7 protein-coding genes are annotated in these 12799 nt (G+C 71.8%); all 7 read left to right on the top strand.

The window, feature by feature from the left end; all coding sequences use genetic code 11:
- Positions 1–94: 94 nt before the first annotated feature.
- The gene (locus ABMY26_RS05525; protein ID WP_372394483.1) at positions 95–904 is read left to right on the top strand and encodes a YMGG-like glycine zipper-containing protein; all 810 of its coding nucleotides are present in this window, start codon (positions 95–97) and stop codon (positions 902–904) included.
- Between the two features lie 94 nt (positions 905–998).
- Positions 999–4325 carry a caspase family protein gene (locus tag ABMY26_RS05520; protein ID WP_372394482.1) on the top strand — a complete coding sequence of 1109 codons (3327 nt, stop codon included), beginning with the start codon at positions 999–1001 and terminating at the stop codon, positions 4323–4325.
- Positions 4326–4522: 197 nt separating this feature from the next.
- The gene (gene tssL, locus ABMY26_RS05515) at positions 4523–5887 is read left to right on the top strand and encodes a type VI secretion system protein TssL, long form (protein WP_372394481.1); all 1365 of its coding nucleotides are present in this window, start codon (positions 4523–4525) and stop codon (positions 5885–5887) included.
- 106 nt (positions 5888–5993) lie between these two features.
- Positions 5994–9503 (top strand): type VI secretion system membrane subunit TssM, encoded by a 3510-nt coding sequence (gene tssM, locus ABMY26_RS05510; protein ID WP_372394480.1) that lies wholly within the window; start codon positions 5994–5996, stop codon positions 9501–9503.
- A complete protein-coding gene (gene tagF, locus ABMY26_RS05505) occupies positions 9485–10147 on the top strand; it encodes a type VI secretion system-associated protein TagF (protein WP_372394479.1) in 663 nt (220 codons plus the stop codon). Before tssM ends, tagF begins: the two co-directional genes overlap by 19 nt.
- A complete protein-coding gene (locus ABMY26_RS05500; protein WP_372394478.1) occupies positions 10147–12210 on the top strand; it encodes a type VI secretion system Vgr family protein in 2064 nt (687 codons plus the stop codon). Before tagF ends, ABMY26_RS05500 begins: the two co-directional genes overlap by 1 nt.
- Positions 12207–12794 (top strand): DUF4123 domain-containing protein, encoded by a 588-nt coding sequence (locus ABMY26_RS05495; protein WP_372394477.1) that lies wholly within the window; start codon positions 12207–12209, stop codon positions 12792–12794. The genes ABMY26_RS05500 and ABMY26_RS05495 overlap by 4 nt, the downstream gene beginning before the upstream one ends.
- Positions 12795–12799: the final 5 nt, after the last annotated feature.

The following is a 12799-nucleotide window of genomic DNA, read 5'->3' as shown; positions in this document are numbered from 1 at the left end:
ACCGGCGTCGCTGTGGGGGTGGCGCGGTCCGGCCATGTTTCGGGACCGGAACGAACGACGCCCGAACCAGAGAAGCAAAACGGGAATCCAGGTCATGCGAAGCAACCGTGTCAGGGCCAGCCTCGTCTCCGTCACCATCGTCGCCATGGCGCTCACCGGCTGTGTGACCACGCAGCAGGACCGCATCGGTGCCAATGACGGCTCCGATGCCTGCTATCAATACCGCGTCGCGCTCGATTCGACCGGCAATTATTATGCCGAGGACATGCTGAAGGGCGCGGCCATCGGCGCCGGCGTCGGCGCGCTGACCGGGGCGCTGGCCGGCGGCAACATGAAGAGCGCGCTGATCGGCGCCGCTGCGGGTGCGGCGCTGGGCACGCTCGGCGGCTACTGGAACTCGAAGATGCAGCAGGGCCGCGACCAGGCGATCCTGGGCGTGATGAGCGACCTCGACACCGAGAACCAGAACCTGAACCGCACCCAGGTCGCGCTGGACCAGCTGGTCAACTGCCGCCGCGCCGAGATCGCGCGCGTCAAGGCCGACTACAAGGCCAAGCGCATCGCCAAGCCGGAGGCCGAACAGCGCCTGGCCGCGATCCGGGCGCAGCTGGACAAGGACTACGCCATGGCCAGCGGCATCAACCAGAACATCGTCAAGCGCCGCGACGAGTATCTGGTCGCCGCCGACAACATCCAGCCGGGTTCGGCCGAGAAGATCCGCACCAAGACCGCGGTCAAGGCGTCGGCCAAGAAGAAGCCGGCGAAGCAGAGCACCGGCGGCAGCACCACGACCCAGGTGGTCGAGCGCACCAACACCGCCTTCGAGACGTCGGAGCGCATCAACGCCACCACCAACAGCATCCAGCAGATCGCCCAGAAGGAAGCCACCCTCGACGCGGCCTGATCTGGACACGGGGTCTGATCGGACCTGTCCGGAACCGGCCTCCTGGTGCATCCTGGGGGCCGGAACCGGATAAACAGCGCAAGCGGAACGGATGATGGCCGGCAGTCTCCCTCGCCCGAACGCGCGCCTCGGGCGCGTCGCTCTCCCCGGCATGCTGCTGGGCCTCCTGCTGGGGCTTGTGCTCGGCCTGCCCGTGCCCGGGACGGCGCTGGCCGGCGACGCCTCGACCGGGGCGTTCCTGCGCATCGAGACCGGCGGCCACACCGCCCGCGTCAACCGGCTGGCCAGCGATGCCCAGGGCCGGCTGATCGCCACCGTCTCCCACGACAAGACCCTGCGCCTGTGGGCGCGCGACGGCGGCGAGCCGCTGGGCGTGCTGCGGGTGCCGATGGAGGCGGGGGAGGAAGGGGCGCTCTACGCCGTGGCGCTGTCGGCCGACGGGTCGCTGGCGGTGGCGGCGGGCAACACCGGGTCGAGCTGGGGCGACGGCGTCACGCTCTACCTGTTCGACGTCAAGGCGCAGCGGCTGAAGGCCCGCCTGCCGGGGCAGCCGCAGGTGCTGAACGACCTCGCCTTTTCGCCCGACGGCCGTTTCGTCGCCGGTGCCTTCGGCGGCACCGCCGGGATCCGCGTCTGGGACAGCGCCAGCTTCCGCCTCGTCGCCGAGGATACCGCCTACGAGGCGCGGGTGTCGGCGCTGGCCTTCGCACCCGACGGGCGGCTCGCCACCGCCTCCTACGACGGCAACGTCCGCCTCTATGATTCCGCCTTCAAGCCGAAGGCCAGGCGCAAGCCGGGCAATGGCGTGCCCTATTCGGTCGCCTTCTCGCCGGACGGCTCGGCCCTGGCGGTCGGCTATGCCGACCAGCCGCGGGTCGACGTGCTGGGCGCCGCCGACCTGAAGACGCGGCTGACCCCCAAGAGCACCGGCATCGCCGGCGGCAGCTTCGCCGCGGTCGCCTGGGACGGGACCGCGCTGGTCGCCGCCGGCACCGCCACCGCCGATGGCCGGCGCAACGTCGTGCGGCGCTGGGCCGACGGCGGCAAGGGCGGCTTCGTCGACACGCCGGCGGCGAGCGATTCCGTCACCCATCTGCTGGCGCTGCAGGGCGGCGGGGTCGCCTTCGCCGCCGCCGATCCCGGCTGGGGGGTGATCGACCCGGCGGGCCGGCTGCTGTTCGCCCGGATGGGCGACGTTGCCGATTACCGGGACCTGTCGCTCGGCCGCTTCGGCCTGTCCGAGGATGGGCTGGTGGTGGAGTTCGGGCTGGACCAGGGCGGCCGGCGCCCGATGCGGTTCGACGTGCTGGCCCGCAGCCTGACCCCGGCGCCCGAGCCGTTGCCCGGCCTCGGCCATCCCACGGCCGAGGGGCCTGGGATCGGCGTCACCGACTGGCGCAACAGCCGCACGCCCAAGGTCAACGGCCAGCCGGTGAAGCTGGACAGCGGCGAATGGGCGCGCAGCGTCACCGTGCTGGGCGGGCAGCGCCGCGTGCTGCTGGGCGGCGAGTTCAGCCTGCGCCTGCTCGATTCCGCGGGCGCCGAGCTGGCGCGGGCCGAGGTGCCGGCCGCGGTGTGGGGCGTCGTCGCCTCCGCCGACGGGCGCGTCGCCGTGGCGGCGCTGGGCGACGGGACGCTGCGCTGGTACGCGCTGTCCGGGGGATCCCGGCCGCTGGAGGAACTGGGGGCGCTGTTCCCCCACCGCGACGGCCGCCGCTGGGTGCTGTGGACGCCCGAGGCCTTCTTCGACCATTCCGAAAGCGGCGGCGAGACGCTGGTCGGCTTCCACCTGAACGACCCGAAGAAGAAGGGCAGCCAGTGGGTCGAGTTCAAGCAGGTCTACCGCGTGTTCGACGCACCCGAGCTGGTGCGCGCCCGGCTGCGCCAGACCGGGCAGGCCGAGATCGCGGCCCGCCTGTCCGACATCGGCGACATCCGCCTGCTGACCCAGCGCCGCCCCCAGGTGACGCTGATGGATTATTGCACCGTGCCGGCCGCCAGCCGCGGCCTTGCGCTGGGCACCGGGGCGGATGCCGGCCCGGCCGTTCCCGCCGGCACCGAGACCTGCCACCCGCTCGACATGTCGCCGGTCAGCCGGGCCTTCGCCCGCGCCAAGGAACCGGCGCCTGCACCGTCCCCGCCCCAGAAGGCGGCGCCCAAGCCGGCCGAGCTGGAGGCCGCGGCGGAGGAGCCCCGCCTGTCGGTCGCGTTGCCGGAGGGGATCGGCGCCGTGCGGCTGCGCTACCGTCTGGCGGACACCGGCGGCGGCATCGGCTCGGTCGACCTGTTCCGCAACGGCCGCAACGTCAGCGGCCAGGACACCTCGCGCGCCTTCGCCCGCGCCAAGGAGCCGGCGCCTGTCTCGCCGCCGGTATCCCAGGCCTCCCCGCAACCTGTCGTGCAACAGCCGGCGCCTGCGGCCCCCGGCAAGGATCCGGCCCCGGCGCCTGAGGAGCGGGTCAGCACCGTCCGCCTCGATCCCGGCAGCAACCGGGTCCAGATCCGCGCCTACAACGGCTCCGACGCGATCTACGAACGCTCGGCGCTGGTGGATTTCGTGCTGCCTGCACCGGCCCCGGTCCCGGCCGCGGTGGACACGGCGGACGTGGCGGACGGCAAGACCGGGCGCGCGGCGCCCGCCAGGCCGCGGCTGATCACCTTCGTCGTCGGCATCGACAAGTACCGGCCCGAAGGCACGCAGCTGGGCTTCGCCCGCGCCGACGCCTCCTCCTTCGCCGAGGCGCTGCGCGGCCGCATCCCCGCCAGCTACGACGGCGAGCAGTCGCTGGCATTGTCGACGACGCTCTACGACGAGCAGGCGAGCCGTCCCGCGATCGTCGCCGGGCTGGAGGCGCTGGCCGCCAACGCGCGGGAGGAGGACACGGTCGTCCTCTATCTCGCCGGCCATGGGGTGATCGTGCCGTCGCCCAAGGATCCGTCGGTCAAGCTCTACCATTTCGTCACCCAGGACGTGACCGCGGCCACCGCCCAGGCGATCGGCGAGCAGGGCCTGTCGGAGAAGGAGCTGAACCGGCTGGTGAGCGCGATTTCCGCCCGCAACGTGCTGGTGATGCTCGACACCTGCCATTCCGGCGCGGTGTCGGCGGGCACGGTCGACAAGCTCTACCAGGACATGGGGCAGCGCTACCTGCTGGCCGCCTCGTCGGAGCAGGAGGAGGCGCTGGACAGCTATGACGGCCGCAACGGCATCTTCGCCCATGCGGTGCTGGAGGGGCTGAAGGGCAAGGCGCTGCTGCCGGGGGACGAGGCGATCTACAACCTGACGCTCGGCCAGTATGTCAACCGTGCGGTGCCGCGTCTGGCGCGCGAGAAGCAATGGAGCCAGTCGGCCATCTTCAAGACCGGCGGCAACGAGCTCAACCCCTTTCCCCTGGCGGCACCCCAGCCGGCGCAGCCCTGAGACGGGACGGAAGACGGGACCGCAGGCCGGGTGGAACGCTACGACTCTTCGTCGCATATCCTCCGGATTCGCATGCCAAAAATGGCTAGATAAAGGTCGGTTAGTTCGTTCACACTGTCCGGAAAGACGGTTTGGCCCATTTCCGGGCCGGCGCGCGCATTGGGGTGGACATGCAAGGCGGCGATCAGTTTGGCGGCATGCCCGGACCGGAAACCGAACGCACGGTGATGATGCCGACGCCGGGCGGGCGGCGCCAGGCGTCATCCGCCGGCGATCCGGCGGGCATGGATCCGGCCTCCGCACCACGGGTCGAGTCCGTCGCCGTCGCCGGGCCGGCGCTCGCCGGCATCTTCGCCGCCCGGTCGCCGCTCGCCGCCGCGGCGTCGCCGGTGCTCCTGCTGGCGGCCCGGCTGAACGACGTCACCGGGGTTCCCGATCTGGAATCGCTGCGCCAGCGCGTGATCGCCGCCCTGCGCGACTTCCAGCAATGGGTCACCGGCTCCGGCCTCGATGCCGCGACGCAGGCCACGGCGCATTACGCGCTCTGCGCGCTGATCGACGACATCGTGCTGAACTCCGCCTGGGGCAACCAGAGTTCCTGGACCCGCCAGAACGTCACCAGCATGTTCCACAAGAACGTGGTCGGCGGCGACCAGTTCTTCGAGAGGCTGGGCTCGGCCCGCCAGGATCCGGGCAAGTACGGCGACCTGCTGGAGCTGATGTATCTCTGCCTGTCGCTCGGTTTCCGCGGCCGCTACCGGGTCGCCGGGCGCCAGGACGGCGAACATGCCCGCATCCGCGAGGACGTCTACAATATCCTGGTCAAGCACCGCGGCTACGCCGAGCGCATCCTGTGCCCGAACGCCGCGGCGATGGCGATGGAGTACCGGCCGCCGCGCAGCTCGCTGCCGGTCTGGGTGACGGGGGCCGGCACCGCGCTGTTCCTGCTGCTGCTGTTCCTGGGCCTCAGCTTCCTGCTGAACGGGGCGTCGGACCGGCTGTTCGCCGGCATCCGCGGCCTGCCGCCCAATGGCGGCGCGGTGATCGAGGCACCGGCCCCGTTCAAGCCGGCGGAAGCCGCCCCGCCGCCGGAAATTCCGCCGCCGCCGCCGCCCGATACCACCCAGGTCCAGCGCGTGCGCAAGTTCCTGGAGCCGGAGATCGCCGAGGGGCTGGTCGAGGTGACGGAGGATGCGCTGGCCATCACCGTGCGCATGCGCGGCAGCAACCTGTTCGCCAGCGGCAGCGCCACCCTGAACGACAAGGTGCGGGCATCGGTCCTGCGCGTCGGCCGCGCCGTGGCCGAGGAGCCGGGGGCGGTGCTGATCACCGGCCACACCGACAATGTGCCGATGACCGGCGGCGGGCGCCTGCGCTTCCCGTCGAACTGGCACCTGTCCAAGGCCCGCGCCGAATCGGTGATGGCGGAATTCGCCCCGCTCTTCGCCGACAAGTCCCGGCTGAAGGCGGAGGGCAAGTCCGACACCGAACCGGTGGCGACCAACGACACCGCCGACGGCCGGGCGGTGAACCGCCGGATCGACATCATCCTGAAGAAGTGATGCGGGCTGAAGACGTGAGCGGCGCCATGCGGCCGCCCCTCGGGGGGAGGGGCGCCGGAGGCGGAAGCGGCCGGATCGGGCCGGAGCCAAGGACAGGGGTGTTGGAATGAGTCGGCTGACCGCGATCTTGCTTTCCCGGGCGGTGCTGGGAGTCATCGGTGCGGCGATCGCGGCGGCGCTGATCGCGCTGCTGGCGCCGCTGGCCGGGCTGGAGATGCCTTGGCTGGCGCTGGCCGCCGCGGTGCCCTTCCCGATCCTCGTCATCGTGCTGGTCCTGCTGAAGCGCCGCGACGCCAAGGCCGAGGAGCGGATGACCGCCGAGCTGACCGGCGGCGCCGATGCGGCACGCATGGCTGCACTGGATACGGCCGAGGAGGTCTCCGGCCTGCGCAGGACCTTCGCCGACTCGCTGGCCCTGCTGAAGGCCGGGCGCAAGCAGCGCGGCCTGGGCGACGGCTATCTCTACAGCACGCCCTGGTACGTCATCATCGGCCCGCCGGGCGCCGGCAAGACCACGGCGCTGCTGAAGAGCGGCCTGAACTTCCCGCTGGCCGACCAGACCGGCGGCAAGCCGCTGAAGGGCGTCGGCGGCACCCGGCAATGCGACTGGTGGTTCGCCGACGAGGCGATCTTCCTCGACACCGCCGGGCGCTACACCACCCAGGACAGCCAGGAGGCGGTCGACCAGACCGGCTGGGGCGCCTTCCTGAAGCTGCTGAAGGACGCGCGCTCGCGCCAGCCGATCAACGGCGTGCTGGTCGCCATGGCGGTGCCCGACCTCGCCGCCGCCGGGGCGGAGGAGCGGGCGCAGCATGCCGCCGCCATCCGCCGCCGCCTGCGCGAGCTCTACGAGACGCTGAAGGTCAAGGCCCCGGTCTATCTGCTGCTGACCAAGGCCGACCTGATCGCCGGCTTCAACGAGTTCTTCCACGACCTGAACCGCGACGAGCGGCGGCAGATCGTCGGCATCACCCTGCCGGCCGGCGAAAGCGAGCTGGGCGACGCCGGCATGGCGACGCTGGGCAGCGAGCTGGACGGCATCGCCGGCCGGCTGTCCGCCCGCGCGGTCGACCGCATCCAGCAGGAGCAGGCGCAGGAGCGCCGCGGCGCGATCTTCGCCTTCCCCTCGCAGCTCGCCTCGCTGAAGGAACCGCTGCTCGATTTCGTCGCGGCGGCCTTCAAGGCCAACCGCTACGAGCCGGCGCTGCGGCTGCGCGGCGTCTATTTCACCAGCGGCACCCAGGAAGGCACCCAGATCGACCGGCTGATCGGCGGGCTGGCCGAGAGTTTCGGCCTGCCGGCGGCGCCCTTCCGCGGCGGCGCCGTCGCCGCCGGCCAGCAGCGCAGCTATTTCCTCGGCAGCCTGCTGAGCGACCTGGTGTTCCGCGAGGCCAACATGGTCGGCTTCGATCCGGCGGCGGAGCGGCGGCGCATCTGGGTGCCGCGCATCGCCTACGGGCTGTTCGGGCTGGTCACGGTGGCGGCGACGGCCGCCTGGGTCGCCAGCTATCTCGGCAATGCCGGGCTGATCGACCGCGAGCAGCAGGCGGTCGATTCCTACCGCCCCAAGGCGGAGGCGCTGGCCGCCGGCACCGTTGCCGACGACGACATCCGCCGCGTGTGGCCGGTGCTGAACGAGCTGCGCGCCCTGCCGGCCGGCCATGACACGCTGGCGCTGAAACAGAAGCTGACGCTCGATTTCGGGCTCTACCAGGGCGACAAGCTGGAGGAGGCCGGCGACGCGCTGTACCGCCGCGCGGTGAACGGGCTGCTGATGCCGCGGCTGCTGGTGCGGGTGCAGCGCGACCTGCGCGACCGCCTGACGGCCGACGACGCCCCCGCGGTCGAGGCGCTGCTGCGCCTGTACCTCACGCTGGGCGGCGCCGGGCCGGTCGACGGCGAGGCGGTGAAGGGCTGGACCGCCGGCTGGCTGCGCCGCGTCTCGCCGCCGCCGACCGAGGAGGAGACCAGGGCGGTGCTCGGCCACATCGATGCCGGCCTTGCCGCCCCCGCCGGCCTGCCCAAGGTCAATCTGGATGCCGAGCTGATCCGGCAGGCGCGCGAGGTCCTGGCCCGCACGCCGCTGGCCGGCCGCGTCTATGCCGCCATCCGCGACGGCGAGGCGGCGCGCAAGCTGCCGGAATGGCGGCCGTCGGACCAGGCCGGGCCGGAAGGCGACCGGGTGTTCCGCCGCTCGTCGGGCGCGCGGTTCAGCGACGGGGTTCCGGGATTCTACACCCGGCAGGGCTTCGCCACCGTGATGATGCCGGCCCTGCCGGCGGCGGCGCGGTCGGTGCGCGATCTCAGCTGGCTGCTCGGTCCGCCGCGCGGCGGGGAGGCCGGGCCGGAGCTGGAGACGGCGGCGCTGACGCTGTACCTGCGCGACTATGCCGGCCGCTGGGACACGCTGCTGAACGACATCACCCTGGTTCCGGCGGCCAACCCGCAGGCGCTGGGCGAGGAGGTCAACATCCTGTCCGGCCGCAGCTCGCCGCTCCAGAAGCTGCTGGCCGCGGTGGCGGACGAGACGACGCTGCACCGCCTGCCGGAGGCGCCGGCCGGGGCCGCTCCCGCCGTCGCTGCCGTGGCGGCCGCCGCGGCCGACAGCGCCGTCGCCAAGCTGGTCGCCCAGATGGTCGACGACCGCTTCCGCCCGGTGAACGACTTCACCCGCAACAGCGGCAACGCCCGGCTGGAGGAGCTGCTGCGCCAGCTGGAGGGCGTGCATGCCGTGCTGGCCCGGCTGTCGCTGGGGCAGGGGGCCGGGCAGAAGCTGTTCGATCTGGCGGCGAACGGCGGCGGCGAGGTGTTCCAGAAGCTTGCCACCGACATGGCCTATTACCCGCAGCCGGTGCGCCGCTGGACCGAGGAGCTGGTCGAGCAGGGCACGGCGCGGACGCTCAGCGGCGCCCGCTCCCAGATCGCCGCCGAATGGCAGAGCACGGTGCTGCCCTGGTGCCGCCGGGCGCTCGACAACCGCTACCCGTTCGTGCGCGGCGCCTCGTCCGATGTCGGCATGGATGATTTCGCCCGGCTGTTCGCGCCGGGCGGGCTGATCGACGCCTTCTTCGCCAACCGCCTGCGCCCCTTCGTCGACACCACGCGCGAGCCCTGGCGCTGGCAGCCGTCGGCGGCCGATCTCGGCATTCCGGCGTCGGTGCTGCCGGCCTTCCAGCATGCGGCGATGATCCGCGACGCCTTCTTCCCCGATGGCGGCCGGGTGCCGTCGCTGCGGTTCGAGCTGCGGCCGACCTATCTCGGCCCCGGCGTCGAACAGGTGGATCTGGACGTCGACGGCCAGCGCCTGACCTTCGCCCGCACCGCCACGCTGGCGCAGGGGCTGCAATGGCCGAAGCCGGGCGGAGCGGGCGACCTGCGCGTCACCTTCACCGGCCTGCCGACCGATCCGCCGGAGATGACCCAGCGGACCGGAAGCTGGGCCTGGTTCCGCACGCTCGACGGCAACCGCGGCCGCAAGGGGGCGGTGCCCGACCGCATCCCGCTGTCCTTCGCCGCCGGCGGCCGGTCGGCCGGGTTCGACGTGCGGATGACCAGCGCGGTCAATCCCTTCTCGATCCGCGACCTGAAGGACTTCCGATGCCCCGACAGTCTCTGATGAGGCAGCCTGCGGCGGGGCAGGCGGCGGCGGGCATTGCCGGCTGTTTCGGCAAGGTGCCGGCGCGCGGCGATTTCCTGCTGCGCGGGCTGCCGCGCGCCTTCGCCGATCCCTGGCACGACTGGCTGCTCGACGGGTTGCAGGCCAGCCGCGCGGCGCTGGCGGACGGCTGGCTCGACCGCTACCTGAACGCCCCGATCTGGCGTTTCGCGCTGGAGGCCGGCGTCTGCGGGCCGCAGGCCGCGGCCGGGGTGATGATGCCCAGCGTCGACAAGGCGGGCCGCCATTTCCCGCTGACCCTGGTCGCCCTGCTGGCTCCCGGCCTGTCCGTCGACGGGTCCGCGGCCGGGGCCGCAACCGATAGCGCGTGGTTCGACGCGGCGGAGGAGCTGGCCCTGTCCGCCCTGACCCACACGCTCGATGTCGAGGCCTTCGTCGGCTCGGTCGCCTCCCTGTCGGCGCCGCAGGCGGTCGCCAGGGAGACGGTCGATGCGCAGGCGGTCGACAGGGCGGCGGCGGGTGGCAGCCGCTGGTGGACGCTGGGCGGGGAGGGGGTGGCGGAGCAGGGCTTCACGGCCGCCGGCCTGCCTGCCGCGGCATCCTTCGCCGGTTTCCTGACCGGCCGTACGGCCGAGGAGGCGTGATGCAGTTCGTCCAGGACGACCGGCTGCTGTCGCTGGAAACCCCGGCCGGCCCCGACGTGATGCTGGTGGAACGGGTGCAGGGGCGCGAGGCGCTGTCCAGCCCCTTCCTCTACCGCATCGACGCGCTCGGCCCGCTCGAGCCGCTGGCGCCGGAAACCATCGTCGGCAACAGCGTCACCATCGGCTTCCGCCAGCCGGACGGCCAGCGGCATTACGTCAACGGCATCGCCCGCTCGCTCGGAGTCGGCGTGCCGGTGGCGCGCGACCAGCGCTACTACACGATCGAGGTGGTGCCCTGGCTGTCGCTGCTGTCCTACACCAGCGACTGCCGCATCTTCCACAGCCTGGGCGGCGGCGGGCCGATGGCGGTGCCGAAGATCGTCGAGACGATCTTCCAGGAATTCGGCTTCTCCAACTTCGAATTCCGCAGCCTGACCGGCACCTACCAGCCGCGCGAATATTGCGTGCAGTACAACGAAACCTATCTCGACTTCATCGGCCGCCTGCTGGAAGAAGAAGGGATCTACTACTACTTCACCCACGAGCGCGACCGGCACAAGCTGATCCTGTCCGACAGCGCCGCCGGCTATGGCAAGCTGTCGCCGGCCAGCCTGCGCTTCAACCCCAGCGGCCAGTATGCCGACCAGATCGAGCGGTGGGAGCGGGTCTACGCCATCGCCCCCGGCCGCTGGGCGACCAAGGACTATGATTTCCAGGCGCCGCGCACCGCGCTGGACAGCGACGAGGCGTCGGTCGCCAAGGTTCCGGTCTCTACCAAATACGAGCTGTTCGAATATCCCGGCCGCTACGCCACGCGGGATGCCGGCTCGGCGCTCGCCCGCCGCCGGATGGAGGCGGAGGAGCGCGGGCTGGAAGGGGTGCGCGGCATCGGCGCCTGCCGCAGCCTGCATCCCGGCCTGATCTTCGCCCTGACCGACCATCCGACCGCGGCGGAGAACAACCGGCCCGTCGTGGTGGCCGAGCTGGAGTTCGACGCCTGCAACGAGGGCTTCCTGCCCGGCGACAAGCGCAAGGCCTCCTATACCAACAGCTTCCGCGCCCTGCCGGCCAAATCGGTGGTGCGACCGGCGCGCCTCACGCCCAAGCCGTCGGTGCGCGGCATCCAGACCGCCTTCGTCGTCGGCCCGGCGGGGGAGGAGATCTACACCGACAAGTTCGGCCGCATCATGGTGCAGTTCCATTGGGACCGCCGCGGCCGGTCGGACGAGAAGAGCAGCTGCTGGATCCGCGTGGCGCAGAGCTGGGCCGGGCACCAGTGGGGCATGCAGACGGTGCCGCGCATCGGCATGGAGGTGCTGGTCGATTTCGTCGACGGCGATCCCGACCGGCCGCTGGTGATCGGCGTGGTCAACAATGCGGACACGCTGCCGACCTACGCCCTGCCCGAACACAAGACGCGCTCCGGCATCAAGACGCGCAGCTCGCCCGGCGGGCGCGGCTTCAACGAAATCCGCTTCGAGGACAAGGCCGGCAAGGAGCAGGTCTTCGTCCATGCCCAGCGCGACTATGACCTGCGCATCGGCCATGACAGCCGGACCTCCGTCGCGTCGGGGCGGCACCTGAACGTCGGCGGCGGGCTGTGGGAATGGGTCGGCAAGAACCATCACGCCACCGTCGACGGCGACCATGTGGAGTCCATCGGCGGCGGCGTGTCGCGCAGCGTCGGCGTCGACCTGCACGACAAGATCGGCACCAACTATGCCGTCCATGCCGGGGCCAACCTGTGCCTGGAGGCCGGCGCCTCGCTGACGCTGAAGGTCGGCGGCAACTTCATCACGCTCAGCCCCGCCGGCATCGCCATGAACGGCACGCTGGTGCTGATCAACAGCGGCGGCGCCGCCAACGGGCTCAGCGCCTCGCCGGCCAAGCCGGACAAGCCGTCGCCCGCCGACAAGGACAAGGGCGGGACGATCCCGGCGGCGCCCAAGGCTAAACTTCCGCGCCCGGCGCAAGGTCACAAGCCCAAGGCGGCGGTGCAGGCCATGGTGATGCGCAACGCCGCCGCATCCAACACGCCGTTCTGCGAGATCTGCCAGACATGAGCCCGCTCCCCCGATCCCCACGCCGGACGCCGCAGGAGGTGGTGTCGCGCCTCGCCCACCATCTGTGGCCGGACGGCGATGCGCGCGCGCTCTACATGATCGTCGACGCCGCCCGCGATCCCGGCCTCTATCCCGGCCTGCTGGCGCGCGAGGAGGAGGCGGAGATGCGCTCCCTCTACCAGGGCGACACGGCGAGCGACCTGGCCGAGGTGGCGCCCTATCTGGTCCAACTGGAGCGCGGCGGCGCCGTCGCCGACTGGCTGGTCGGCGAGGGCTGGGGGCGCGGCTGGGGCATCCTGGCGCTGGCCGATGCCGACATCGACGCGGCGCGCCGGCATTTCCGCAAATTCACCATCGTCAACGGCGAGACAGGGGCGACCTACCTGTTCCGCTTCTACGACCCGACCGTGCTGGCCAGCTTCCTGCCGATCTGCGACGGGGCCCAGCGCGCCGCGCTCTTCGGCCCGGGCATCCGGTTCCTGGTGGAGGATGCCGGGGCGGATGCGCTCATCCTGTTCGAAACCGTGAACGGCGACCTGCGCCGTGCCGAAATCCCGCTGGGCACCGCCGCGCGGACCCGCTGACCGAC

Source organism: Azospirillum sp. HJ39 (assembly GCF_041507355.1).
Taxonomy (GTDB): domain Bacteria; phylum Pseudomonadota; class Alphaproteobacteria; order Azospirillales; family Azospirillaceae; genus Azospirillum; species Azospirillum thiophilum.
Note: the sequence above shows the minus strand (reverse complement) of the source record. Positions and strands in the feature narration are given on the sequence as shown.

Bases quoted from the DNA above. Each gene is read 5' to 3' on its own strand.
- ABMY26_RS05525 (WP_372394483.1), top strand. From the start codon at position 95: ATGCGAAGCAACCGTGTCAGGGCCAGCCTCGTCTCCGTCACCATCGTC.
- ABMY26_RS05520 (WP_372394482.1), top strand. From the start codon at position 999: ATGGCCGGCAGTCTCCCTCGCCCGAACGCGCGCCTCGGGCGCGTCGCT.
- tssL (WP_372394481.1), top strand. From the start codon at position 4,523: ATGCCCGGACCGGAAACCGAACGCACGGTGATGATGCCGACGCCGGGC.
- tssM (WP_372394480.1), top strand. From the start codon at position 5,994: ATGAGTCGGCTGACCGCGATCTTGCTTTCCCGGGCGGTGCTGGGAGTC.
- tagF (WP_372394479.1), top strand. From the start codon at position 9,485: ATGCCCCGACAGTCTCTGATGAGGCAGCCTGCGGCGGGGCAGGCGGCG.
- ABMY26_RS05500 (WP_372394478.1), top strand. From the start codon at position 10,147: ATGCAGTTCGTCCAGGACGACCGGCTGCTGTCGCTGGAAACCCCGGCC.
- ABMY26_RS05495 (WP_372394477.1), top strand. From the start codon at position 12,207: ATGAGCCCGCTCCCCCGATCCCCACGCCGGACGCCGCAGGAGGTGGTG.